This is a genomic window from Microbulbifer sp. SE14, from assembly GCF_059834885.1.
Map to the genome: position 1 here is coordinate 88,357 of NZ_JCBAJA010000013.1, position 23,473 is coordinate 111,829.

Genomic DNA, 23,473 nt, shown 5'->3' on the forward strand with positions numbered 1-23,473 from the left:
GGAATCCCAATCTGCAGGTATCGACAGAGGGTGGAAAGGAGGGGGCAGAAAAAGCCCGGCATGACTTCAATGGACTTTCCGAGATGCGGGAGGGATCAGCTTCGCTGCCCCGCTGGTCTCCGGCGCTGCGCGCCTGCGGCTCGAACGGGGGTTCTCATCCAGATCCCCCTCACCGACCAAACGAAAAAGCCCGGCTATATAGCCGGGCTTTTTCGTTTGGTAGTGGCGGTGAGGGAGGGATTCGAACCCTCGATACCTTTCGGTATACACACTTTCCAGGCGTGCTCCTTCAGCCACTCGGACACCTCACCGTAAATTGTTAGCTAAATCAGGAACATAGCCCCGTTCAGCGAGCGCGCACTTTACAGAAACAGAGCCCCCAGCGCAACCCTTATCGCCCCCTCCATTCGGCAAAATAGTCGGCCACCTCCAGCTCCGGGGCCTGGCGCGGGGGCTTCTGGGGGGTGCCGCAGTAAACAAAGCCGTCGATGCGCTCGTTCCCGGCCAGGCCCAGTTCCCCGGCAACCCGCGGGTTGGAGGCCAGGGGGCCGGTGCGCCAGTAGGCGCCGACGCCCTCGGCGTAGGCCGCGGTCAGCATGGCCTGGACCGCGCCGGCGGTGGACATATGCTGCTCCAGGAAGGGCACCTTGGGATGCTCCTGCAGGCGGGTGATGGCGACGATGATCAGGGGCGCGCGCAGGGGCATGGCCAGGGTGCGCTCCCGCTGGGCATCGCTCAGGGGCCCCTCGGCCTCTTCCGCCGCGCGCAGGAAGATCTCGCCCAGGCGGTTGCGCGCCTCCCCCTCCACCAGCAGGAAACGCCAGGGGCGCAGGCAGCCGTGGTCGGCCGCGCGCAGGGCCGCGCGGAAGATATTCTGCCGCTGCTGTGCATTCGGGGCCGGGTCGGTCAACAGGCCGGTGGAAACTCGGTTATGCAGGGCGGTCAGGGCATCCATGGCGCTCTCCAGTCGAAACTCAGTCGGCGGATTCTACCTCAAATGGGCTTTTCCGGCTTGCGGGAGTCCCGGAGTTTGCGCCGCTTCACAGACATTTCGCATTATTGGTTCCATCGGAGTACACTTCCGGGCTGTCAGTCGCGGCAATGCCACCTCCGAAACAAGACCGGGCCAGGGCCCGCCGGATTGTCGCCCGCTAACTGCTTAATTTCTGCTCAAACGGACAAAGAACAATCACAAATGCAGGACCAGCCTGAGGAGAATGCCGGGCGGAGCATCGATCCCCGCTATCCGCTCTACTTCCGCACCCTGATCTGCTTTGCCGCGGCGGGCACCCTGATGAACGCCGTCAACTGGTCGTCACCCTGGAACCCGGACAAGGTGATCCCCCTTGGCATGGCGGCCCTACTGCTGGCCTACACCGCAATCGCCTACCAGATCAGCCGCAAGGCCAGTGGCGACCACGCCCGCAAGCTGCGCCGCATCCTCTCCTTCTGCGATGCCACCCTGATCGGCATGGCCATCGCCCTGGCGAACTTCAGCCTGCTGCCGGCGCTGCTGTTCGTTACCATGGTCCAGTTCAACGCGCTCACCGAGGGCGGCGGGCGCCGCTGGTTCGAACACAATACCGGCTTGGTGCTGGGCGCAGGCGCCGGCTACCTGATCCACGAGCCGGCGCTGGTGGTGAATGCGGACCTGACCATCAGCGCCGCCAGCCTGATCGGCGTATTCACCTACTTCTGCGCCTGGGCCTACTACACCCACAAGCAGATAGCCCACCTCAAGGACACCAACCGCGCACTCACCAGGGACCAGCACACGGGTAAGATGCGCACCTACAAGCTGTCCAAGTACCTGCCCCAGCGCCTGTGGCGCGCGGTGACCACCGGCCGCGAAGGGGAGCTGGTAACCGAGCGCAAACTGCTCACGGTATTCTTCTCCGATATCAAGGACTTCAGTCAACTGACCGAAGAGCTGGAGGCCGAGACCTTTACCCAACTGCTCAACAGCTACCTCTCCGAAATGGCCCGCATCGCCGGCCAGTACGGCGGCACTATCGACAAGTTCATCGGCGACGCGGTGATGGTGGTTTTCGGTGACGACGACAGCAAGGGCCCGAAGTCCGACGCCCTGCGCTGCGTGGCCATGGCCCTAGCGATGCGCAAGCGGGTGCGCGAGATGAAGCAGGAATGGTACAACAAGGGGATTGCGCGACCGCTGCAGGTGCGCATGGGCATCAACACCGGCTACTGCACGGTGGGCATCTTCGGCACCGCCAACTACCAGTCCTATACGGTAATGGGCACCCACGTAAACCTGGCTGCGCGGCTCGAGGGCGCCGCGCAGCCAGGGGAAATCCTGATCAGCCACGAGACCTGGGCCATGATCAAGCACTCGGTCATGTGCCGGGACAAGGGCCATATTACCGTCAAGGGTTTCAGTACACCGGTGAAGGTCTACCAGGTCACCGACCTGCGCAAGAACCTCGGCGGCCAGCAGAGCTATCTCGAGGACCACGCGCCCGGTTTCTCGATGCACCTGGACCTGGACAAGATCCGCAACTACGACAAGGACAAGGTGTTGCATTCACTGGAAAAGGCCGCGGCGACCTTGAAGAGTAAGGTCATCATTTAACGCAACTACTCGCCCCTGGGGCATTAAGAGCTTCCTGCCCGCGCGTTGCGGAATTCAGTGGTCGGGATGTGTCGGCCGGTTCTGGAGTTGTTCTCACCTGCCGCATGACGCAGGCGGTGACGCTATGCCTCCACCGGCCTGGCCCCCGAGACGATAATGATGCCGACGAAAATCAGCTTGACGCCGAAGAGGATGCCCAGCGCCCAGTCCCCGGAGAACGGCAGCTGCATCCACAAAACCATACCCAGCAGGATCGACACTATCCCGCCCAATTCCAGCCAGGTCTTTCCGGTTTCCGGTTTGGCGCGGAATCCGGCCACCAACTCGGCGATACCGTCGACGATGAAATAGATCGCCAGCAGCATGATCAGCGTGCTGGCGAGAAACAGCGGATGGCTCAGCAGTATCACCGCCGCCACTATGGTCAGCAGGCCGAGGGCAATACCCAGTATGCCCTTGCCCAGGCTGCCGGAGCGAAACGCCCAGATCAGGCGGAGTATGCCGCCGATCAGCACCAGCACGCCGACGCCCATGGCGACGGACAGCCCGGTGATCGCCGGCACCATCAGCGCCACTGCACCCAGGGCGATCGTCAGGATGCCGAGTGTGGTCATCGCCTTGCCGCCGAAACCCGCATCTCTCATACACGCCTCCCGCTCGAGCAGAATCCTTACCCATTTCCCTCATTAAAGACCATAGAGGCGACGGAACAAGGGACTATTACTGGCGCGCAAATCTCGGCGGCGGTTTTTTACCCGGAATTGTGCTGCGCAGCGGATTGATATCCAGGCCGCCGCGGCGGGTGTAGCGGGCGCAGACGGTCAGTTCGTCAAAATCCGCCAGCTGCTGCAGGTCGCAGAAGATGCGCTCGACGCAGTGCTCGTGGAAGTCCTGGTGTTCGCGGAAGGAAATAATATAGGCGAGCAGCGCCTCGCGCTTTAATGCGGGGCCCCTGTACTCGATGGACACGGTGGCCCAGTCCGGCTGGCCGGTGACCGGGCAGTTGCTGCGCAGCAGGTGGCTGTACAGGGCTTCACTGACCGGCTCGCCCCCCTCTTCCAGTTTCAGCAGCGCGGCGTCCGGCTGGTATTGGCGGGCTTCGATATCCAGCCCGTCGAGGCAGAAGCCTTCGGGCTTCTGCACCGCCAGCGCTCGGTCCTCCACCTCGTACAGGACAACAGCCACCTCGGCGCCTGCCACCGCGCTCAGATCTTCGACCAGCGTCTCCCGCACCGCCTCCCGGGACTCGAACACCGTCTGGTTGAAGGAGTTGAGATACAGCTTGAAGGACTTGGACTCCACCATGCGGGGGCTGCTGGCCGGGAAGGTGAATCTGCCCACCGCCACCTGCGGCACGCCCTTGGGGCTCAGCCAGGAGAGCTCGAAACCCCACCACTCGTCCTCGCCGGCAAACGGCAGCTTGTCGCCGGCCAGCCCCAGGTGCGCACGGGAGATGGCCCGCTCGATCGGGTACAGCAGCTGCGGATTGTAGGCGGATTCGTATCGGGTCTCCTTGCCAAGGGGGAGGTTTTGCCAGTCTTCGCGATTCATAGGATTTCTCGGAATGGGCCCCCTCCCCCGGCCCCTCTCCCGCAAGCGGGAGAGGGGAGAGAGCGGGCGAACAATTCAGTGCCGCAAGCGCTTGCCGTGGGTCATCAGGTGCAGGCCCCAGCCGAACAGCAGGGCGATAAAAGCCAGCACGCCGACGAAAGCCCAGACCACGTTGATGTCGGAAACACCAAGCACGCCGTAGCGGAAGGCGTTGACCATATAAAGGATAGGATTCAGCTTCGACAACCCCTGGAAAAAGGGCGACAGCAGCTCGATGGAATAGAAGACACCGCCGAGGTAGGTCAGCGGCGTCAGCACGAAGGTCGGGATAATCGAGATATCGTCGAAGCTGTTGGCGAAGATCGCATTGATAAAACCGGCCAGGGAGAAGAGCACCGCGGTCAGGAAGACGATGGCCATGGTAATGCCCACATGCTGCACACTCAGGTCGGTAAAGAAGAGCGCAATCAGCGTGACCACCAGGCCGACGATCAGGCCGCGGCTCACGCCGCCGAGCACATAGCCGGCCATGATCACCCAGTTGGGGGTCGGCGACACCAGCAGCTCCTCCACATTGCGCTGGAACTTGGCGCTGTAAAAGGAGGAGACCACATTGGCGTAGGAGTTGGTGATCACCGCCATCATGATCAGGCCGGGCACCACGAACTCCATATAGGAAAAGCCGCCCATATCGCCGATGCGGCTGCCGATCAGCGCACCGAAGATCACGAAATACAGGGACATGGTGATCACCGGCGGCACCAGCGTCTGCGGCCAGATGCGGGTGAAGCGGCGCACCTCGCGGCGCAGTATGGTGGCGAAGGAGGTCCAGGTTGCGTTGCCGTTCACTGTTTTGCCCCCTCTTTCCTGTCTTCCGCCAGCAGGGAGACGAACAGCTCCTCCAGGCGGTTGGCGCGGTTGCGCATGCTGGTGATGGTCACGCCCTGCTCTCCCAGTGCGGTGAACAATTCGGTCAGGGACTGGCCTTTCTCCACGGTGACCTCGAGGCTGTGCTCGTCGATCAGCCTGCCATCGAAACCCTTCAGGTCCGGGCACACGCTCAGCGCTGCGCCGGAATCGAGGATAAAGGTCTCCCGGTTCAGGGTCTTCAGCAGTGACTTGATCGAGGTATTCTCGACGATATCGCCCTTGTCGATGATGGCGATATTGCGGCACAGGCTCTCCGCCTCTTCCAGGTAGTGGGTGGTGAGGATAATGGTGGTGCCCTGGCGGTTGATCTCCTCGAGGAAGGTCCACATGGAGCGGCGCAGTTCGATATCCACGCCGGCGGTGGGCTCATCGAGGATCAGCAGCTTCGGCTCGTGGATCAGTGCGCGGGCGATCATCAGGCGGCGCTTCATGCCGCCGGAGAGCATGCGCGCCTGGGTGCTGCGCTTGTCCCACAGGCCCAGCTGCTTCAGGTACTTCTCGGTGCGCGCCTCCGCCAGTTTGCGCGGCATGCCGTAGAAGCCACCCTGGGTGACGACGATATCGTAGACCTTCTCGAACTGGCTGAAATTGAACTCCTGCGGCACCACTCCCAGCAGCTCCTTGGCCGCGGGGAAGTTCTTGTCGATATCGATACCGAAGATGGACACCTGGCCGGCGGACTTGCGCACCAGCGAGCAGATGATGCCGATGGTGGTGGACTTGCCGGCGCCATTCGGCCCCAGCAGGGCGAAGAAGTCCCCCGGTTGCACCTCGAAGCTGATGCCCTTCAGCGCGCGGAAGCCGTTGTCGTAGGTTTTCTCGAGATTTTTAATGGAGAGCGCGGCGGTCATTACTGCCTCCGATGGAACTGAGGGCGCTATTCAACGCGCTTGGGCGGGATATTTCAACCGGACAAAGATTGCGGGAAACGCCAGGAATGGATCGGGCACCCTGTAGGAGCTTGCTTGCAAGCAAACACTACGGAGCACGGTTCCTTTCGCCTAAGCAGGCTCCTACAGGCGACAACGGCACATTTGTAGGGGGCGAACCTTGTGTTCGCCCGACAGGGTCCGCTAATCGCACGCAAAAAAAAGCCGCTCGATGGAGCGGCTTTCTTACTTGGAGCGGGAAACCGGGCTCGAACCGGCGACCTCAACCTTGGCAAGGTTGCGCTCTACCAACTGAGCTATTCCCGCCTTTTCTGTATGCCCGGCAGCTGTCAAAGCTGCCGGGCCGTGTTGGCATCCCCAAGGGGAGTCGAACCCCTGTTACCGCCGTGAAAGGGCGGTGTCCTAGGCCTCTAGACGATGGGGACAGAAAACTTGCACTTGGCCCCGGCACGAGACCTGGGAACCAATGCTGCCACACTGCCGGTGGCATCGCCACTGAAAATTTCAGTGGCAACTCTCCGTAGCATGCTGTAGCACTATCTATGCACCGCTCTACAAAGAGTAGAAAACCTGGAGCGGGAAACCGGGTTCGAACCGGCGACCTCAACCTTGGCAAGGTTGCGCTCTACCAACTGAGCTATTCCCGCAGTGGCGTCCCCTAGGGGAGTCGAACCCCTGTTACCGCCGTGAAAGGGCGGTGTCCTAGGCCTCTAGACGAAGGGGACCCCGGACTCACTTCTGTGCCGCTTGGCGTCTCAAAGATCCGCTCTGCGTCAGAAGTGGGGCGCATTCTATGTAGCACCCGGGGGGCTGTCAACACCCGCATCGAAACTTTTTCTGTATTTTTTTCTTTTATAGTCAGGCACTTACCGAATCCGCGGGTTTGTGGGGGCCGCGCCCTACTCCACCTCCGCGGCGCGGGCCCCGAGCTCATTGAGGAAACGGCGGATGCGCTCGGCATTGGCCCCCAGGTCACTGACGCCGACGCGGGAGCTGGAGCGGATATCCACCCGCGACCCGCCGTTCCCGGCTCTCACCCGCACCACTATGTCATCGCTGAATCCCAGCAGCGGGGTCCGGTCCACCGCCTCCAGGTGACCGCGCCCCGGCTCCAGGGCCACCACCCGCCAGCCCAGGTCCTCGGCCACCTCCGCCGCCACCTCGGTGGCCCGTACCACCGGCATTTCCAGCTGCAGCGGCCGGATATCCGCGTAGATATCCGCACCCCGCTGCTGCTCAGCCACTTCCTCGCCCCCGTACGCCGGGCTGTTGTCGCCCTTGTCGCGCAGGGACAGCACCGCCCGGTATCGGGGCGGGTCCCTCATATCGGTGGTGATGTCGTGAATCCGCGGCACATCGAAGTTGTCCCTGCCCACGGTCAGCAGTGGCACCGCCACCGGCAGCAGGCCCAGCACCACGGCCCAGAGGGCATTGCGGCGGCTGTCCGGGTGCCGTTTCACCAGCCCCCAGATAAACACCAGCATGCTGGCCAGGGCGACCCCCAGCGCCGCCAGGCCGGCGAACTTGAAGACCTGGAACACCGGTTTGAAGTGCACCAGTTCCAGCCTGAGAGCCAGCCCGGCTGCGAAGATGGCTCCCAGCAGCAGCCACTGCGCCCGCAGCAGCCAGCGGCTCCAGTGCCTCCTCCTGCCCACGGCCTCCTTCACTTGCCCTGCCTCTTCGTCTCGGTGTCCAGTTTCACCGACAGCGAGTTCACACAGTAACGCAGCCCCGTTTCGGTGGGGCCATCGGGGAAAACGTGCCCGAGATGGCAGCCGCACCTGGCACAGACTATCTCCGTGCGCTGCATCCCCAGGCTGTTGTCCGGGCGCTCCTCGACAATACCCTCTTTTGCCTCGGCGTCGAAACTGGGCCAGCCGCAGTGGGCCTCGAACTTGGAGTCCGAGTCGAACAGCACCTCGCCGCAGCAGCGACAGCGGTAGACGCCGTCCTCGAACACATTCCAGTACTCGCCGGTGAAAGGCCGCTCCGTGCCCGCCTCGCGACAAACGTGAAATTCTTCCGGCGTCAGCCTGTCGCGCCAGTAGTTATCGTCTTTTTCTTTTGACATACTGTCGGTCCCGTTTCGCTATTTGTATCAAGTTAGCAATATGTCCGGCGGACCCAACCCCGTCCGCCCAGTCGCGCAGCATTCCTGGAAATCGCCAGAAGCGATTCCCACCCGCCCAAGGCTGTCCCGCAGGGCCAAAACCCGCCGACACGCCCGGCCGCAGCTGGCGCAAACGCGCGGTTTTCCGGCCATGGCCCCGAACCGCAGAAGTGCCCCCTATTTGCAAGAGTTGCCAACATCATGAAGGACATACTCAAGTCGGAAAAACTGCACGGCGTCTGCTACGAAATCCGCGGCCCGGTGATGGAGCAGGCCTACCGCATGGAGGAGGAAGGCCACCGCATCCTCAAACTGAATATCGGCAACCCGGCCCCCTTCGGCTTCGACGCCCCGGACGAGATTATCCAGGATGTGATCCACAACCTGTCCCAGGCCCAGGGCTACGTGGAATCCAAGGGCCTGTTCGCCGCGCGCAAGGCCATTATGCAGGAGAGCCAGACCCTCGGCATCGAGGGGGTGGAGATAGACGATATCTATCTCGGCAACGGCGTCTCCGAACTCATCACCATGGCAACCCAGGCGCTCCTGAACAACGGCGACGAACTGCTGCTGCCGATGCCCAACTACCCATTGTGGATGGCGGCCACCAACCTGACCGGAGCCCACCCGGTGCTCTACCGCTGCGACGAGGGGGCCGGCTGGCTGCCGGATATCGAGGACATCAAGGCCAAGATTACCCCGCGCACCCGCGGCATAGTCGTGATCAACCCCAACAACCCCACCGGCGCCGTCTACCCGCGTGCGCTACTGGAGGAAATTGTAGAAGTTGCCCGCACCCACGGCCTGGTAATTTTCGCCGACGAGATCTACAGCAAGATCCTCTACGACGACGCCGAGTTCACACCCCTGGCGAAACTGGCCGGGGATCTGCTCTGCCTGAGCTTCAACGGCCTGTCCAAGTCCTACCGCCTGGCAGGCTTCCGCTCCGGCTGGATGATCGTCAGCGGCGCCAAACAGCGCGCCAGGGGCTTTATCGAGGGCATGGATATCCTGTCGTCGATGCGCCTGTGCGGCAATGTGCCGGCGATGTTCGCGGTGCAGACGGCGCTGGGGGGCTACCAAAGCATCAGGGACCTGGTGCTGCCCGGCGGCCGCCTGCGCCAGCAGCGGGACCTGGCCTGCGAGATGCTGAACGACATTCCCGGCGTCAGTTGCGTCAAGCCCAAGGGGGCCATCTACCTGTTCCCGAAACTCTGCCTGGACCGCCACAAGATCCGGAACGACGAGCAGCTGGTGCTGGACTTCCTGCGCGAGGAAAAGATACTGCTGGTGCACGGCCGGGGCTTCCACTGGGATGCCCCGGACCATCTGCGCATCGTCTTCCTGCCCCGCGCCGACGACCTGTCCCACGCGATCGAGCGCCTCGGGCACTTCCTGGAACGATACACGCAGTAGTACTCAAGCTGGATGACACTCAAATCAGATGATGCTGGACGACCTGCATATTCACGACTTCTACCGCGACGCCGGCAGGATACTGCTGGCTCTGTTCAACCAGTTCCCGGCACCGGCCACCGTCTATGTGGAGGATATCGCCGGCCCGGACACCCCGGACGAATTCGGCCTGCACTCCCCCCGTCACCTGGCCTGCCTGGGCGCCATGAGCTGGCTGAAGCAGAGCGGCTATATCCATTTCTCCCAGCTGGTGCGCCAGGAGGCGGTGGAGGAGGCGGCGCTGAGTCACCGGGGATTTCTGTTGCTGGTGAACAGAATCGAGTCCGGGGAGAGCAATGCACAGCTGCTGGACAACGCAGTTCGCCACGGCTCATCGCCGCAGATGCAGGAGTTGATGGAGCGGTTGATGCGGGAGTTTTCCTCGATCTGACTCCCCCCTCCCATTCATGGGAGAGGGGCTGGGGGAGAGGGCCTGCGGGCCCACAATGACCCCTGAACAACGCCGGCGCACCCTCTCCCCTAACCCCTCTCCCGGAAGCGGGAGAGGGGACCAAATCACCTAACGGCGGCGGAATCTGACGTGCAGCATCTTCAGTGCCGCATCCGGGTCCCGATCGGGAAAGTCCGGATTCTGCGGCAGCCGCTCCACCACCTCGAAGCGGCTGTCTGCCCCCTCGATCAATGCGCGAAAATGCCCCTCGCTGTACCGCGGCGAATTGATCACCATCAGCAGGTCCGCCTCCTCCGCCAGGCAGCCCGGCAGGAGCTGCAGCAGCTTTTCGTAATTGTGGCTTACATCAAAACTGCCCTTCTGCCGCGTGGGCGGATCCACCACGGCCAACTGGAAGGGCCCGCGGCGGTCGAAGCGGTTGAATTCCCGCAGCGCGTCCAACTGCAAAAACTTGATGCCTTTCAGCGGCAACTGGTTGAAGGTGTGGCTCTCGCGGCCGCGATTCAGCACGCCGCGGTTCACGTCGATATTCACCACTTCCAGTTCACCCGCGGCGCGGGCGACGGCAGAGAAGGCGCAGGTAAACGCGAACAGGTTCAGCAGCTTCAGGTTCTCGGTGCCAATGTGGTCCCTGACCCGCTCTTCCAGCCAGCGGCGGCCGGGCTCAATATCGAGAAAGAAGCCCACATTCTGCCGCTCGAACGTCAGCGGGAACTGCAAGTTACCACGGCGCGCTATCGGCGCCGCCACCGGCTGGCCTCGGCCCCAATCCACCGGGGCGCTCCGCTGATAGCGACGCTGCGCGGCCACACCCAGGTAGCCGCGGGGCTCGGCCAGCTGCCATAGCTGTTCGCACAGCGACTCTTCGCCTTCGTACTCTTCAAAAAAAGTCACCAGCAGCGCCGGGAAGAAGCTGTCCACGCAGACCTGTTCCAGCCCCTCGTAGCAGCGGCCGCGGCCGTGGAAGAGTCGCCGACTGTCCGGGCTGCCTTCGTTTAATTTGCTTTCCACCTGCTCCAGCAGGGCCTGCCAGTTTGTCGACATCTTTTCTTAAAAATCCCCGTTGCTGAGCGGATACAGGATCGCGTCCCGGTAGCCGGTGATCACGCGAATAAAACCGCTCCACTCCTCATCGAGCTGCGGATCGCCGCTGTCCACCAGCAGCGGCCGGCCGCCGAGTTCGGTGATCTTGGTCTTGGTGGCGACGACGATCAGGTTGTCGCGCCCCACCGCTCGCAGCACCCTGGGCGAGAACTGCTGGTTGCCGCGGCCGATCAGGTGGCCCTGGCCGCCGATGGCGGTGAGCACAATTCTTACCGGGCCACCGTGCGCTTCGATAGCCTTTTCGATCTCCGGCGCACTGACGTCCGCGGCGACCAGCTGCCCGCGGCGCAGCAGGTCCACCCCCAGCAGGGTACCCTCGCAGCCCAGTTCGTTCAGCACCGCCAGGGTGGTGGAACCGGGACCGACAATATAGAGGGTGTCGGGATCCAGATCCTCGACCACATCGGCGGCGATATCCGCGACCGCCAGTTCCTCCACCTCGCGCCCGGCATTTTTAACCGCCTGCAGGAAATGGCCCTCCTCCGGCACCAGCAGTTCGCCGTAATAGCGGGTGCTGACGTGGCCCTCGCGGAAGGATTTCTCGTCGATATCGCGCACCTCGCGCTGGTGCAGGTCCACCAGCTGGCCGGCCATCAACCGCCGCAACACCTCGCCGCCGGCCTTGGGGGAAATGGCGAAGCAGGCGGAGTGCATCTTCACTCCGGCGGGAATGCCCAGCACCGGGAAGTCGTCGCCGAGGGCATTGACCATATTGCGCGCCGTGCCGTCGCCGCCGACAAACACGATCAGGTCGGCGCCGGCATCGCGGATCGCCTTAGCCGCCCGCTCGGAGTCCGCGGGAGTGGACGGATCCGACTCCGCCGCGCCGATGACAGTGACCTGGAGGCCGCAGTCCTTTGCCGCGGCCTCGCCCATAGTTCCGGCAAAGCAGAGAATCTCCAGCTGCTGCGCAAACGGCTTCAGCGCCTCCAGCGCTATGGCCGCGCGCCTGTGGGACTGGGGCTCTATACCCGCCTCCAGGGCCCGCCGCACGGTTTCGGCGCCGTCGCTGCCCTTCAGGCCCGCGGGGCCGCCGATGCCGGCCCAGGGATTGATGATGAGTCCGAGCTTCTTGATGTTCACTGCAACCCCAGTACTTTCAATTGCCGCCGCTGGGATTCGGTCAGGACAGCGGCATCGATGCGGAAGTGGGAGAATTCCAGGCGCTCGGGGTATTCCCGGCGCAGCTGGTCGAAGGCTTTGGCCATGGGCAGCTCGCCTTTTGCGGCCGCGCGCAGGCGGTGGTCGTCTTCGCGGGGGTCGTAGATCTGCAGCAGGATCTCCGGGACTCGGTGTCCCTGTAGGAGCGGCCTGTGGCCGCGATCGGAGTCCGTCGAAGCCGCAAGTCCTATCGCGGCCACGGGCGGTTCCAACAACGACAATAGCCCCCCGTTCCCGAGTCCCGATTTATCCAATGCCTCGCGAATCATCCGCGTCCCCGCCAGCTTGCCGTCCAGGCTGTAACCGGCGATATGCGGCGTGCCTATATCCACCAGCTGCAGCAGATCGGTATCAATGTCCGGTTCGGATTCCCACACGTCCAGCACCGTGGTGAAGCGCTTACCTTCGCGCAGCAAATCCAGCAGCGCGCGGTTGTCCACCACCGCGCCGCGGCCGGCGCTGATCAGCACAGCGCCATCCTTTATCCGCGCCAGCTGTTCGGCGCCGATCATATGCAAGCTGGGATGGGGGCCGCCTTTGACCAGCGGCGCGTGCAGGCAGATCACGTCCTGCTGCAACACCCGGTCCAGGCCCGCCGCGTCCGGGTTATCCGGCAGCCAGGGATCGTAGACGGCACAGGGAATATCCAGCGCGTGCAGCCGCTGCTGCAGCAGGCCGCCCACATTGCCGCAGCCGACGATACCGAAGCTGCGCCCGCTCCAGTCAATTCCCAGGGCCGCCAGGGCGCAGAAGACATACTCGACCACCGAGTTGGCGTTGCAGCCGGGGGCGGCGCTCCAGTGGATGCCCTGCCCCTCCAGCCAGGCAGTGTCCAGGTGATCCGTGCCAATGGTGCAGCTGCCGACGAAGCGCACCGGGGTCCCTTGCAGCAGCGCTTCGTCTACCCGGGTGACCGAACGCACCAGCAGGATATCCGCCTCCATCAGTTGCTCGCGGCTGAGCGTTCGTCCCGGCAGTCGCACCAGACTGCCCAGGTCGCCGAAGTATTCCTCCAGCGCGGGGATATTTTCGTCGGCGACGATGGTGAATTCTGGGTTGTTCAAGGGGTTGTTCACACTGTTTCCCTGTTGTCGACGACCAGTGTCCGCCCGATTTTAGCCCTGAGGCCGCCGATGCCGAACTCGTCCGCGAGCGCCTGGGCGACCTCGATGTCCACCGGCTGCGGTTGCAGGTCCCGGAGACCGATATTCAGTTCGACATGCTCTTCGAGGCTGGCCAGGCGCTTGGCCAATTCGATTTGTTCCGCGTACTCCTGCAGGCGCGCGGCTATGCCGGCCGCGCCGCGCAGCTTCAGTTCGGCGACCCGCCCGGTCCGCTGCAGCAGCGATTCTATATCGTCGAACTCCGCCAGCAGCCGCGCCGCCGTCTTGGGGCCTATGCCGGGCACGCCGGGGATATCGTCGCTGCTGTCGCCCACCAGGGCCAGGTAGTCGGCGATCTGCCCGGGGTGCACGCCGAATTTGGCCTGAATCGCCGCACTATCGGAGTGCCTGTCGGCGGCAAAGTCCCACAGGCTGGAGGCGCCGCGATCCAGCAGCTGGCCCAGGTCCTTGTCGCGGCTGACAATAATTGGCTGTTGATCGCGACACAGCCGGGTCAGGGTGGCGAGGATATCGTCCGCCTCGTAGCGCTCGCTGGCAAAGTTGGCGATACCCAGGGCCTCCGCCATCTCCCGGCAGGCGGCCAACTGGTAGGCCAGGGCCTCATCCGGCAGGGCCCGGCTGCACTTGTAGTCCGGGTAGAGTTCGTTGCGGAAGCAGCTGCCGAGGGATTCGTCGAAGGCGCAGGCGATATGCCGCGGCCGCCGCCCGAGCAGGTCGAGCAGGAAGTTGGTAAAACCGTACACCGCCTCGGTGGCGTAGCCGGAGCGGCTGGTCCAGTTGGGCGGCAGGGCGAAGTAGTAGCGGAAGATATAGACGGAAGCATCGATAAGGTAGGTGCTCACGACAACTCCGCCAGTTGGTACAGGGCCGGGTTCAGCGGGTTCGGGCGCCCGAACTCGTGAGCCAGGGCCAGGGCGAAGGTCCCGGCGCGGGCGCTCACGCCGTCGCGGCAGTAGTCCCGTACCTGCTGCCAGATGGCGCGCTTGAAGCCCTCGCTGGGGCCCAGGCCACTCTCCAGGTTGTCGGCACTGACCCGGAAGCGCAGGCCACAGGCGCGGGCGAAGATCCACTCCAGCGCCTGGGGCTTGACCTCCACCCGCTCGAATTCCGCCTGCTGCTCGGCGCTGCGGCCGTCCGGCGCGTACCAGTAGCCGTAGTCCGGCAGCTGTCTGCGCGCCGGCCCCGCCACACTCCAGTGGGCGGCTTCATGCAGGGCGCTGGCCGGGTAGTCGCGGGTAAACTCGACCCGGTGGTAGCGCAACTCCTCGTTCGCTGGCCGGTAGTAGGGCTCGTCGAAGCCGCCGCACAGGCGGGTGTTGAAACCGCCTGGGCTGGCGAAGCAGCGATCGAAAACTGCGACTATTCGGTCAGACAGTGGGCTGGCCGTCGGGGGATGGGCCAGTTCGAGGCAGAGGGCAGACAAGGGATTCTCCGGTACGACAAAGGCGGGGACTATATCAACGCCTCTGCGAGGATCAAAGTCATGTAAAACCACCGGAGGGATAATCAACCAATCTAAACGGCTGGTTGTATTTCGGCAAATCAGCATATACCTTTAGTGACAGGGACACCGGAAAGGGGCCCCTGCCCTTTGACCGGCCCCCAGGGGGGATAAGCAGTCAAACACCCTCCTGCACCACAACCGGCCCTGCAAGGAGGTGCTCCATGACCGACCACAGTTTTTCCAACGTGGTTGACCTCTTCACCGGCGAGCCGATCGAAACTTCAGCGAGCAAGCGCTTTATCCGCCTGTCGCCGGAGCTAGACGGCTTGGAAATGCTCTACTCCAACAGCTCCAGCGGCTCTGATCTCTACAGCCTGAAAATCCTGTGCTGGGGCCTGAAAGCGAATGGCGAGGTCGTTGGCCTCGTCCCCTGGTTGAACTCCATAGTGGCCTGTCCGGACATCAAGGACCCTTTAGACGGACGCTTCGAGGGCTACTACGATCCGGGCATCGAGGAAATCTTCCACGAGCCCCCAATCCACAAGATCGTCGAGCTGGAGACTGCGGCGGAATACTTCGAGTACGAGAGCAGCAAGGCCGAGGAAGTGCTGCAGGAAATCCCCGACACCATCGGCACCCACGCGGTGTTTATGGACGAGCAGCGGGAGAACCTGACACTCACCGAAGTCGTGAGCTGGCGGCTGTATGCCAGCGGAGAGATTCACGGCATGCTGATCGATCACGACAGTGTGGAAACCACCCCGGTACTACCCGGCGACCTGTGCCTCTACCCGGCGCAGGAGACCAGTGGCTTCCGCTATTTCTTCCAGCACCATATCGCCAACAAGATCAAATCCGAGGACCCGGAGGCGCTGGCGGCCATTGCGGCGCTGGTGACTTCTCCCTAGGGCACTGTTGGGACCTCTTTAACAGGAACCGTAGGGCGAACCTTGTGTTCGCCCTTCTTTGCGTATTCGCCCAAATACCGGTGCCGGGCGCGACATGGGCGAACACGAGATCCGCCCCAGCCGCTCCAGATAATTCGCGGCGTCTTCGGCCCTTACACGTCGGCCTTTCTGATCCAGTAGACAAACTCGCCGTTCTCTTCGGCGTGGTCCACCAGCTCGTAGCCGAGAAACTGGCAGAACTTGGGTATGTCCCGCTGGGTGGAGGGGTCGGTGGCGATCATCTGCAGTATTTCGCCGGGGGCCACCTTGCGCACTGCGGCGTGCAGCATCATGACGGGTTCGGGGCACAGGAGGCCGCGGGCATCGAGAGTGTGGTCTGGTTTCATGGGGTCTGACTTCATAGCGCCATTTTCCGGGATTTGCCCTCTGTCGTCATCTGCAACTTTGCCGGTTGAGTCGGCCAAATTGCCCCTCTTCGCTTCTATCCCCAATTTGCGCGCCCGCGCTAGAATCCACAGAGACCATAGGGCAATCAAGAGTGGAAGATGATTTACGTATTGATTGAGCGGGAAATCGCCCCGGACATGCAAAGCACCTACGAGGAGGCGGCGCGCAAGATCCTGACTCACGCCTACCGCACAGTGGGGTTCGTGGAGGGGCAGACCTTTATCGAGAAGGGCAATCCCCTGCGGCGCTTTACCCTGTCCAAGTGGCAGTCGGAGCTGCACTGGCAGCACTGGTACACCAGCGAAGACCGCCGCGCGCAGATGTCCCTGCTGGCGCCGGTGCTGGTGGAAGAGGAAAAGATCACGATTCTGCAGGCCGCTGAATAAATCCAGCCACCATATCCACCGCCGCCTGCCAGTGCTGCCCGCGGCTAAAGCCGCTGGCCCTGCGCGGCTTCAAGTCGTGGTCGCCGTCTTCCAGCCACTCGATACGAATGGAATCCGGCAGGCCGTAGCCGGCCACCTCGTCCACACTGCCCAGCGGATCGCGGCTGCCCTGCACAATCAGCGCAGGGCAACTGAACTGGAGAAGGTGTTCCGTGCGCAACTTGTCCGGCTTGCCTCGCGGGTGGAAGGGGTAGCCCAGGCAGACCAGCCCCGCCACATCACCGCGATCAAAACACTCCTGGGCCAGCAGGCTGGCCACCCTGCCCCCCATCGACTTGCCGCCGATGGTGAGCGGCAGGCCGTCGCCCCTGCCGATTGCGCTCTCTATCCGCTCTTTGTAACAGTTCAGCAGCTGCGGCATGGGGTTCGGCGGGCGCCTGCCACCGCCGCTGCGCCGTTCGGCCATATAGGGGAATTCGAAACGGACCACTTCGACACCGCGCTCACAGAGCCCGGTCGCGATGGCCTGCATGAAGTCGCTGTCCATGGGCGCACCGGCGCCATGGGCGAAGAGGAAGCGCGCTCGCGGCTGTTTCGTTCGGTCGATCAGCAAATCAGGCATGGTCCCGAATATCCCGCGCCGGCACCAGGTTGACCGACTCCTCGCCGGGCTCGAACCAGATCACCACCTCGCCGGACTGCAGCTGGCGGCGCAGGCTGGCCACCTTGTCCGCCAGGCTCACCTCCCGCTCACCGTAATCGGTGCCGTCGCGGGTGGCGTATTCCTCCAGCAGGTTCTGCAGGGTGTCGGGATCCAGCTGTTGAAAGGGGATGATCATAAAAATTCTGACAATCAATGTAGGAGCGGCGGGGCGGCCATCCGCCGTTGGCCGCGGTCGGAGTCTATTCTATCAACCCCGATCGCGGCCAACGGCCGCTCCTACAAGTGTTTATCGACAACTCAGGACTTGGGCTTGCGGAAGCGCAGTGTCATGCGGTCGCTCTCACCGATCGCCAGGTATTTTTCCCTGTCCTGGTCGCCGAGGCTCAGCGACGGCGGCAGCGTCCAGACACCTTTCGGGTGCTTGGCGGTGTCCTTCGGGTTGGCGTTCACCTCACTGGTTTCCTCCAGCTCGAAGCCCGCCTTCTCCGCCAGCGCGATCACATGGTCCTGGGTGACGTAACCGCTGCTGACCATGTCTTCGCGGCTGGTGCCCGGCTTGGCCCGGTGCTCGACCACGCCGAGAATGCCACCGGGCTTGAGCGCAGCGAAGAACTGGTCGAACGCCTTCTGGTCGTTGTCGCCGCGCATCCAGTTGTGCACATTGCGGAAGGTGACCACCGCATCGGCACTGCCAGCGGGTGCGATTTCGCTGCTATTGGCCGGATCGAAAGCGGTCAGTTTCACCTTGCCGTAGTTGTCCTTGTCGGCGACCAGCTTTTCCTTGAACGCCTTCAGGGAGCGCTGGTAATAGCCGACATTGCTGTCTTCGGGAAAGTGCGCCGCGTAGAAGGTGCCCTTTTCCTTCAGGTAGGGGGCCAGGATTTCCGTGTACCAGCCGCCGCCGGGAGAGATCTCCACCACGGTCATGTCCGGCTCTATGCCGAGAAACTCCAGCGTCTCCACCGGGTGGCGGTACTGGTCGCGGGCGGCATAGGCCTCGGTGCGGTGGCCGCCCTCGATCACCGACTTGAGGTCACCGGCCTGCGCGGCCCCCACAAACGTTGCGGAACATATCACCGCTGCCAGCAGTTGCTTGATTTTCATACTGTCTCCTGGTTGTTATTGCTTATCCAATTTCGACTGCACGCTGTCGATCTTATCCTGTAATGACTGCTCGCGGTCCGTACGGGTTCCCAGTTTCAGGCTGGTGCTGATGCGCGGCGCCCCCATGGCGTGTACCCGCTCGTGGCAGCGCTTGACCGCCGCCATCACGTCGTCCCACTCGCCCTCGATATTGGTGCCGTAGGCGTGCATCCGGTGCTCCAGGCCCGCCTCTTCCAATACCCTCTGGCACTCCGCGATATAGTCACCCACAGAAACCCCGGAACCTATAGGGATAACGCACAGATCCGCATGCACTTTCATCGACAGGCCCTCCGCAAATTAACCGGCATATGCATTGAAAATAACGCCTTTACGACCAGCTGATGGAGTTATCAGACAAAGCGTCAGTCGCTACAATGCAGTGTAACCGTCCCCTCTGCAGCAAAGGAACAGTCCATGCAACAGCACCTCGTGATTTCCCTGATCAGCGACGACAAGCCCGGCGTGGTGGAGAAGCTCTCCGCCGCAATCGCGGAAAATGGCGGCAACTGGGAAGACAGCCGCATGGCGCACCTGGCCGGCAAGTTCGCCGGGATACTGCGGGTCAGCGTGCCCAGCGACGCCTGCCAGGGCCTCAAGGACACGCTGGCGGCGCTGGCGGGGGAAGGCTTCAAGCTGCAGATCGAGGAGGCGCAGGCGGTGGCCACGGGCCCGCAGCAGACGGTCCGGCTGAAGCTGGTGGGCAACGACCGCCCGGGCATAGTGCGCGAGATCTCACGCGCCCTGGCCGCCCGCCAGATCAATATGGAGCAGCTGGAAACCGGCTACGGCAGCACCCCCTGGAGCGGCGAGCCGCTGTTCACCGCCGAGTGCACCATCAGCGTGGCGGAGGACATGGACCTGGACGGCCTGCGCGACGAGCTGGACGAGATCGCCGACGAACTGGGGGTCGATATCGACTGCGAAGCGGTGACCGCCGCGGTATAATCCGCGCCCTTCCCCAACCTATGACTTTCCGCTGGTTGAGGCAACGGAATACGCGAAGGCCATGGTGCCGGGGGCTTCTTGCCAGACCTTTCACGGCCATGGATGGCAATGGAGAGCGTACAGGGATGTATTTAAGGGGGGCGCCTAGCCCGTGCCTGGCAAGAAGCCCCCGGCAGCAGGGCCGCCACCACCGTTGATTCAGCACTCAGTACCGCCCAGGTTCCATGTTCAAAATCGTCCTCTACCAACCCGAAATCGCCCCCAACACCGGCAATATCATCCGCCTCTGCGCCAACACCGGAGCCGAGCTGCACCTGATCGAGCCGCTGGGGTTCGCGATGGACGACAAGCGCCTGCGCCGCGCCGGGCTTGACTACGGCGAATACAGCCGCGTGCAGCGCCACCGGGACTGGGCGGCCTTCGTCGAGGCGGAGCGGCCTGAGCGGGTGCTGGCACTCTCCACCAGGGGGAAACGCAGCCACGCGGAGATCGACTACCGCCCTGGCGACGCCATCGTCTTCGGCCCGGAGACCCGCGGCCTGCCGGCGGAGTTTCTCAAGCGGGTGGGACCCGAGCACACCCTGCGCATCCCGATGCGCCCCGAGAGCCGCAGCATCAATCTCTCCAACGCCGCCGCGGTGGTCATCTACGAGGCCTGGCGCCAGCTGGACTTTGCCGGCGCCCTGAACCAGTAGGGTGTAATTCGCGGAACTCATCACACCCTACACAGAAACATAAGTTTTGATCGTTTATGAACGCACCCATCGGTTTGTTTTACGGCTCCAGCACTTGCTACACGGAAATGACCGCGGAGAAGATCCGTGAGCGCATCGGCGCCGAGTGGATAGATATTCACAATGTGGCCGAGGACGATATCGCCCTGGCGGAACAGTACGACTTCCTGATTTTCGGCATTCCCACCTGGGACTACGGGGAACTGCAGGAGGACTGGGAAAATATCTGGGACGACCTGGCACAGCTGAACCTGTCCGGCAAAACGGTGGCCCTTTACGGCCAGGGCGACCAGGAGGGTTACCCGCAGTGGTTCCAGGACGCACTGGGCTACCTGCACGCGCAGCTGCTGGCCTGCGGCGCCCGCGCTGTGGGCTACTGGCCGGCGGAGGGCTACGAGTTCGAGGAATCCAAAGGGCTGACGGACGACGGCTCCCACTTCGTCGGCCTGGCCCTGGACGACGAGAACGAGTTCGACCTCAGCGGCGAGCGCCTCGACAAGTGGTGCGCCCAGGTGATGCGCGAGTTCGGCTTGCAGCCCTGAGCGGATAGAAAAAGCAGTGACGGACAACAACCCCCACGCCGATATCGAGTGGCGCGACGACGGCCAGCCGCTGTCCCGCGCCTTCGACGATATCTACTTCTCCACTGCCTCCGGCCTGGAGGAAAGCCGCTACGTCTTCCTGCAACAGAACGACCTGCCCGGACGCTGGGCGGAACTGCAAGACGGCGACACCTTCACCATCGGTGAAACCGGCTTCGGCACCGGCCTCAATTTCCTCGCCGCCTGGGAGCTGTGGCTGAAAACCGCCCCGGCCGGCGCGCGGCTGCACTTTATCTCGGTGGAAAAATATCCCCTGCACCCGCAGGACCTGGGACGCGCGCTGGATCTGTGGCCACAGCTGCGCCCGCTGGCGGAGCGGCTGGCCGGGAAATACCCGCCCCTGCTGGCCGTAGGGGTACACCGGCTGCACTTCGACCGCGTCAGCCTGACCCTGGTGATCGGCGAGGCCAGCGAGGCCTTCCTCTCCCTGCTGCTGGACGACGACGCGCGCGATCGCCAGGTCGACGCCTGGTTCCTGGACGGCTTCGCACCGGCCAAGAACCCGGCCATGTGGACCCCGGAGCTGTTCGAAAGTATCGCCGCCCTGAGCAGGCCGGGCGCCACCTTTGCGACCTTTACCTGCGCCGGGCTGGTCAGGCGCGGCCTGGGGGATGCCGGCTTTGCGCTGGAGAAAGTGCCGGGGTTCGGGCGCAAGCGGGAGATGCTCCGGGGCGAGTTGGAGAGAACCGAAGCCACCAAAATCACTTCGACGCCCTGGCACCTGCCGAACGGGCAGTCCGATCGCGGCCATGGGCCGCTCCTACAGAGGCAGAGTCAAACCCCTGTAGGAGCGGCCCATGGCCGCGATCGGGTTCGCCGGCAACCACTAAAAATTGCAGTCATAGGCGCGGGAATCTCCGGCGCCACAACCGCCAGAGCCCTGGCCGAACGCGGCCTGGAAGTCCACGTCTTCGACAAGGCCCCCCAACCCGGCGCCGGCGCCTCCGGCAATGACCAGGGCATCCTCTACGCCAAGCTGTCCCCCAAGCCCGGTCCCAACGGCGACTTCAACCTGCACGCGCTGATGTTCGCGCTGCGCTACTACCGGCAGTATTGCCCGCAGGCGGCACACTTCAGCGGCCTGCTGCAGCTGGCGCAGGGTGAAAAGGAACAACAGCTGCAGCAACAGATAGGCCAGTGGCTGGACCTGCACAAGGCAGAGGCACTGGCCCGCGCGGTGAGCGCCAAAGAGGCCGGAGAAATTGCCGGACTGCCGCTCGAATTCGACGGCCTCTATTTTCCCGCAGCCGGCTGGCTGGAGCCGCAAAAGGTCTGTGCGGCGCTTCTGCGGCACGACAATATCCACCTGCATTTCGATACAGGCATCGGGGAACTGATTTCAACAGAAAATGGCTGGTTGCTGGAAGGTAACTCCCCTGGGAACGCCGGGCTCCAGCTCGGCACCGCGCCGGCAGCGCCGGCGCGCCCTCTCCCCCGCCCGCTATCCCGCAAGCGGGAGAGGGGAGCTTTATCTGCAGACGCGGTTGTCATCTGCACCGCCAACGGTATCCGCCAGTTCCCGCAGACAGCCGCCCTGCCCCTGCGCCCCATCCGCGGCCAGGTCTCCAGTGCCGCGGCAACGGAAGATTCGCAACAGCTGAAAACCACCCTCTGCGGCGAGGGCTATATCGCCCCGGCCCATCACGCTCGCCACAGCTTCGGCGCAACTTTTAAATTAAAGGAAACCGAAACGGACCTGCGCGAGGAAGAGCACCGGGAAAATCTGGAAACACTGGCGGAGATGCTGCCGCAGGTCGCAAAGGAATTTGCCGCCCAGCCCCTCAGCGGCCGCGCCGCCCTGCGCGCGGCGACGCCCGACTACCTGCCGGTGGCCGGCCCGGTGCCGGATTGGGATTCCATAAATTCGACCTACGCCGACCTGAAAAAAAACCGCAAATTCCTGATTCCGCAAAGGGCCGACTACCAGTCGCACCTCTATGTGCTCGGCGGCCTCGGCTCGCGGGGATTTACCTATGCGCCGCTGGCGGCGGAAGTGCTCGCCGCCTGGGTGTGCGGGGAAGTGATGCCGGTACCGGCGGAACTGGCGAAGGCGCTGCACCCGGCGCGCTTCGCCATTCGCGATCTGGGCAAAAACCGCTAGCTCGGGACTCGGGACTCGGGACTCGGGACTCGGGAAAATCGTAGGGTGGATAAGCGCTAAGCGCATCCACCAACCAAGGCGGCGGATGCGCCCGGCGTGGACTCGCTTGAGGCTTATCCACCCTACAGAAAGGGCAAGATCATTGGCTTTGCGCCGGTGGCGCCAACAGGGCGCCGCTTCCGGATCCACAGGCAACGATAGACTTCATCGCCGCCTCCACCGTCACATCCGGCAGTATCTCCACACAGTCCGCCGGCACGTGAAACACAAAGCCCGAGGTGGGCACCGGTGCGGTGGGTACATAGACGGTGAAGTCGCCATTGTCGTGCCGGGAAGTGACGATCGCGGTGACCGACAGCGGATTGCCCGCACCGTGAATCCGCACCCTGGCCACGGGGCCGGAGAGTACCCCCTCGCCGGCGCCACCGCCGATAAACTGCAGCACCAGGTCCTTGATGGTGCTGTAACCCGGCGCCAGGCGACCCAGCCAGTGATCCACGTGCCGGTGCATCCAGCGGCCCACACTGGTCTTGACCAGCAGGCCGATCAGGAAACAGCCACCCAGTATCAGCGCTATCACCGCCAGCTTGGCGAGGGTATCCTTGAAATCGGTATGCGCCTCCAGCCACAGGACGGCCGGCGCCACCAGCTCGCTGATCTGGCCGAACAGCCACTGGAACAGCAGGATAAATATGGCGATGGGCAGGACCACCGCCAGCCCACCGAGAAGGGTCAAGGTAATAAACGTTTTTACTCTGGTCATAGCTTT

Annotated in this window: 27 protein-coding genes and 5 tRNA genes; 9 read left to right on the forward strand and 23 right to left on the reverse strand. The window is 63.3% G+C overall.

What is annotated here, in order from left to right; genetic code table 11:
- Window positions 1-223: 223 nt before the first annotated feature.
- Together AC6R19_RS11120 and AC6R19_RS11125 are read right to left on the reverse strand one after the other, a co-directional pair.
- Window positions 224-311 (reverse strand) — tRNA-Ser (locus tag AC6R19_RS11120).
- 80 nt (window positions 312-391) lie between these two features.
- Window positions 392-955, reverse strand: a complete 564-nt coding sequence (locus AC6R19_RS11125; RefSeq protein ID WP_500579888.1) for a nitroreductase family protein — start codon at window positions 953-955, stop codon at window positions 392-394.
- Between the two features lie 240 nt (window positions 956-1,195).
- On the opposite strand from AC6R19_RS11125, the gene AC6R19_RS11130 reads away from it, so the two are divergent.
- Complete coding sequence (locus AC6R19_RS11130) at window positions 1,196-2,590, forward strand: adenylate/guanylate cyclase domain-containing protein (RefSeq protein ID WP_500579889.1); 1,395 nt, start codon at window positions 1,196-1,198, stop codon at window positions 2,588-2,590.
- Between the two features lie 122 nt (window positions 2,591-2,712).
- Here the strand turns inward: AC6R19_RS11130 and AC6R19_RS11135 are convergent, their stop codons facing one another.
- From AC6R19_RS11135 to msrB, 10 genes are all read right to left on the reverse strand, one after another.
- Entirely contained in the window at window positions 2,713-3,234 is a 522-nt protein-coding gene (locus AC6R19_RS11135) for an HdeD family acid-resistance protein (RefSeq protein ID WP_500579890.1), read from the reverse strand.
- 76 nt (window positions 3,235-3,310) lie between these two features.
- Complete coding sequence (gene queF / locus AC6R19_RS11140) at window positions 3,311-4,141, reverse strand: NADPH-dependent 7-cyano-7-deazaguanine reductase QueF (protein ID WP_500579891.1); 831 nt, start codon at window positions 4,139-4,141, stop codon at window positions 3,311-3,313.
- Between the two features lie 75 nt (window positions 4,142-4,216).
- On the reverse strand, window positions 4,217-4,990 hold the full coding sequence (locus AC6R19_RS11145; protein ID WP_500579892.1) for an ABC transporter permease: 774 nt from the start codon (window positions 4,988-4,990) through the stop codon (window positions 4,217-4,219).
- Window positions 4,987-5,922: an ABC transporter ATP-binding protein gene (locus AC6R19_RS11150; protein ID WP_500579893.1), complete on the reverse strand. Its 936-nt coding sequence runs from the start codon at window positions 5,920-5,922 to the stop codon at window positions 4,987-4,989. Before AC6R19_RS11150 ends, AC6R19_RS11145 begins: the two co-directional genes overlap by 4 nt.
- A gap of 269 nt (window positions 5,923-6,191) precedes the next feature.
- Window positions 6,192-6,267 (reverse strand) — tRNA-Gly (locus AC6R19_RS11155).
- 43 nt (window positions 6,268-6,310) lie between these two features.
- Window positions 6,311-6,386, reverse strand: a tRNA-Glu gene (locus AC6R19_RS11160).
- Window positions 6,387-6,532: 146 nt separating this feature from the next.
- Window positions 6,533-6,608 (reverse strand) — tRNA-Gly (locus tag AC6R19_RS11165).
- A gap of 2 nt (window positions 6,609-6,610) precedes the next feature.
- Window positions 6,611-6,686, reverse strand: a tRNA-Glu gene (locus tag AC6R19_RS11170).
- A 174-nt stretch (window positions 6,687-6,860) separates the two neighbouring features.
- Window positions 6,861-7,628: a DUF1499 domain-containing protein gene (locus AC6R19_RS11175; protein WP_500579894.1), complete on the reverse strand. Its 768-nt coding sequence runs from the start codon at window positions 7,626-7,628 to the stop codon at window positions 6,861-6,863.
- The gene (msrB, locus tag AC6R19_RS11180; protein ID WP_500579895.1) at window positions 7,625-8,032 is read right to left on the reverse strand and encodes a peptide-methionine (R)-S-oxide reductase MsrB; all 408 of its coding nucleotides are present in this window, start codon (window positions 8,030-8,032) and stop codon (window positions 7,625-7,627) included. Before msrB ends, AC6R19_RS11175 begins: the two co-directional genes overlap by 4 nt.
- Window positions 8,033-8,272: 240 nt before the next feature.
- On the opposite strand from msrB, the gene AC6R19_RS11185 reads away from it, so the two are divergent.
- Complete coding sequence (locus tag AC6R19_RS11185; RefSeq protein ID WP_500579896.1) at window positions 8,273-9,487, forward strand: pyridoxal phosphate-dependent aminotransferase; 1,215 nt, start codon at window positions 8,273-8,275, stop codon at window positions 9,485-9,487.
- A gap of 28 nt (window positions 9,488-9,515) precedes the next feature.
- Complete coding sequence (locus AC6R19_RS11190; RefSeq protein ID WP_500579897.1) at window positions 9,516-9,917, forward strand: hypothetical protein; 402 nt, start codon at window positions 9,516-9,518, stop codon at window positions 9,915-9,917.
- A gap of 129 nt (window positions 9,918-10,046) precedes the next feature.
- Here the strand turns inward: AC6R19_RS11190 and AC6R19_RS11195 are convergent, their stop codons facing one another.
- From AC6R19_RS11195 to AC6R19_RS11215, 5 genes are read right to left on the reverse strand one after another with little or no spacing between them, the layout of a single operon-like run.
- A complete protein-coding gene (locus AC6R19_RS11195; protein WP_500579898.1) occupies window positions 10,047-10,982 on the reverse strand; it encodes a class I SAM-dependent methyltransferase in 936 nt (311 codons plus the stop codon).
- Between the two features lie 6 nt (window positions 10,983-10,988).
- Window positions 10,989-12,125, reverse strand: a complete 1,137-nt coding sequence (locus tag AC6R19_RS11200) for an ATP-NAD kinase family protein (protein WP_500579899.1) — start codon at window positions 12,123-12,125, stop codon at window positions 10,989-10,991.
- Window positions 12,122-13,279 carry a 4-phosphoerythronate dehydrogenase gene (locus AC6R19_RS11205; protein ID WP_500579900.1) on the reverse strand — a complete coding sequence of 386 codons (1,158 nt, stop codon included), beginning with the start codon at window positions 13,277-13,279 and terminating at the stop codon, window positions 12,122-12,124. Before AC6R19_RS11205 ends, AC6R19_RS11200 begins: the two co-directional genes overlap by 4 nt.
- On the reverse strand, window positions 13,276-14,169 hold the full coding sequence (locus AC6R19_RS11210; RefSeq protein ID WP_500579901.1) for a 5'-3' exonuclease: 894 nt from the start codon (window positions 14,167-14,169) through the stop codon (window positions 13,276-13,278). The genes AC6R19_RS11205 and AC6R19_RS11210 overlap by 4 nt, the downstream gene beginning before the upstream one ends.
- Window positions 14,166-14,750, reverse strand: a complete 585-nt coding sequence (locus tag AC6R19_RS11215) for an elongation factor P hydroxylase (RefSeq protein ID WP_500579902.1) — start codon at window positions 14,748-14,750, stop codon at window positions 14,166-14,168. The genes AC6R19_RS11210 and AC6R19_RS11215 overlap by 4 nt, the downstream gene beginning before the upstream one ends.
- 242 nt (window positions 14,751-14,992) lie before the next feature.
- On the opposite strand from AC6R19_RS11215, the gene AC6R19_RS11220 reads away from it, so the two are divergent.
- The gene (locus AC6R19_RS11220; RefSeq protein WP_500579903.1) at window positions 14,993-15,679 is read left to right on the forward strand and encodes a hypothetical protein; all 687 of its coding nucleotides are present in this window, start codon (window positions 14,993-14,995) and stop codon (window positions 15,677-15,679) included.
- Between the two features lie 152 nt (window positions 15,680-15,831).
- On the opposite strand, the gene tusA is transcribed toward AC6R19_RS11220, so the two are convergent.
- Window positions 15,832-16,065, reverse strand: coding sequence for a sulfurtransferase TusA (gene tusA, locus AC6R19_RS11225; protein ID WP_500579904.1), 234 nt, complete (start codon window positions 16,063-16,065; stop codon window positions 15,832-15,834).
- 159 nt (window positions 16,066-16,224) lie between these two features.
- On the opposite strand from tusA, the gene AC6R19_RS11230 reads away from it, so the two are divergent.
- Window positions 16,225-16,512 carry an antibiotic biosynthesis monooxygenase family protein gene (locus AC6R19_RS11230; protein WP_500579905.1) on the forward strand — a complete coding sequence of 96 codons (288 nt, stop codon included), beginning with the start codon at window positions 16,225-16,227 and terminating at the stop codon, window positions 16,510-16,512.
- Here AC6R19_RS11230 and AC6R19_RS11235 read toward each other — a convergent pair.
- The 4 genes from AC6R19_RS11235 to AC6R19_RS11250 form a co-directional block, all read right to left on the reverse strand.
- Window positions 16,487-17,134: an alpha/beta family hydrolase gene (locus AC6R19_RS11235; RefSeq protein WP_500579906.1), complete on the reverse strand. Its 648-nt coding sequence runs from the start codon at window positions 17,132-17,134 to the stop codon at window positions 16,487-16,489. The genes AC6R19_RS11230 and AC6R19_RS11235 overlap by 26 nt on opposite strands.
- Window positions 17,127-17,351 carry a YheU family protein gene (locus AC6R19_RS11240; RefSeq protein WP_500579907.1) on the reverse strand — a complete coding sequence of 75 codons (225 nt, stop codon included), beginning with the start codon at window positions 17,349-17,351 and terminating at the stop codon, window positions 17,127-17,129. Before AC6R19_RS11240 ends, AC6R19_RS11235 begins: the two co-directional genes overlap by 8 nt.
- Window positions 17,352-17,473: 122 nt before the next feature.
- Window positions 17,474-18,280, reverse strand: coding sequence for a class I SAM-dependent methyltransferase (locus tag AC6R19_RS11245; RefSeq protein ID WP_500579908.1), 807 nt, complete (start codon window positions 18,278-18,280; stop codon window positions 17,474-17,476).
- A 15-nt stretch (window positions 18,281-18,295) separates the two neighbouring features.
- A complete protein-coding gene (locus tag AC6R19_RS11250) occupies window positions 18,296-18,601 on the reverse strand; it encodes an MTH1187 family thiamine-binding protein (RefSeq protein WP_500579909.1) in 306 nt (101 codons plus the stop codon).
- Window positions 18,602-18,736: 135 nt separating this feature from the next.
- Between AC6R19_RS11250 and AC6R19_RS11255 the strand changes: the two genes are divergently transcribed.
- The 4 genes from AC6R19_RS11255 (at window position 18,737) to mnmC1 (ending at window position 22,704) form a co-directional block, all read left to right on the forward strand.
- Window positions 18,737-19,267 (forward strand): glycine cleavage system transcriptional repressor, encoded by a 531-nt coding sequence (locus AC6R19_RS11255; RefSeq protein WP_500579910.1) that lies wholly within the window; start codon window positions 18,737-18,739, stop codon window positions 19,265-19,267.
- Window positions 19,268-19,491: 224 nt separating this feature from the next.
- The gene (trmL, locus tag AC6R19_RS11260; RefSeq protein WP_500579911.1) at window positions 19,492-19,962 is read left to right on the forward strand and encodes a tRNA (uridine(34)/cytosine(34)/5-carboxymethylaminomethyluridine(34)-2'-O)-methyltransferase TrmL; all 471 of its coding nucleotides are present in this window, start codon (window positions 19,492-19,494) and stop codon (window positions 19,960-19,962) included.
- A gap of 56 nt (window positions 19,963-20,018) precedes the next feature.
- Window positions 20,019-20,543, forward strand: a complete 525-nt coding sequence (gene fldB / locus AC6R19_RS11265) for a flavodoxin FldB (protein ID WP_500579912.1) — start codon at window positions 20,019-20,021, stop codon at window positions 20,541-20,543.
- Between the two features lie 16 nt (window positions 20,544-20,559).
- Window positions 20,560-22,704, forward strand: coding sequence for an FAD-dependent 5-carboxymethylaminomethyl-2-thiouridine(34) oxidoreductase MnmC1 (gene mnmC1 / locus AC6R19_RS11270; protein ID WP_500579913.1), 2,145 nt, complete (start codon window positions 20,560-20,562; stop codon window positions 22,702-22,704).
- Window positions 22,705-22,843: 139 nt separating this feature from the next.
- Here mnmC1 and AC6R19_RS11275 read toward each other — a convergent pair whose 3' ends face one another.
- The gene (locus AC6R19_RS11275; RefSeq protein ID WP_500579914.1) at window positions 22,844-23,467 is read right to left on the reverse strand and encodes a DUF502 domain-containing protein; all 624 of its coding nucleotides are present in this window, start codon (window positions 23,465-23,467) and stop codon (window positions 22,844-22,846) included.
- Between the last annotated feature and the right edge of the window lie 6 nt (window positions 23,468-23,473).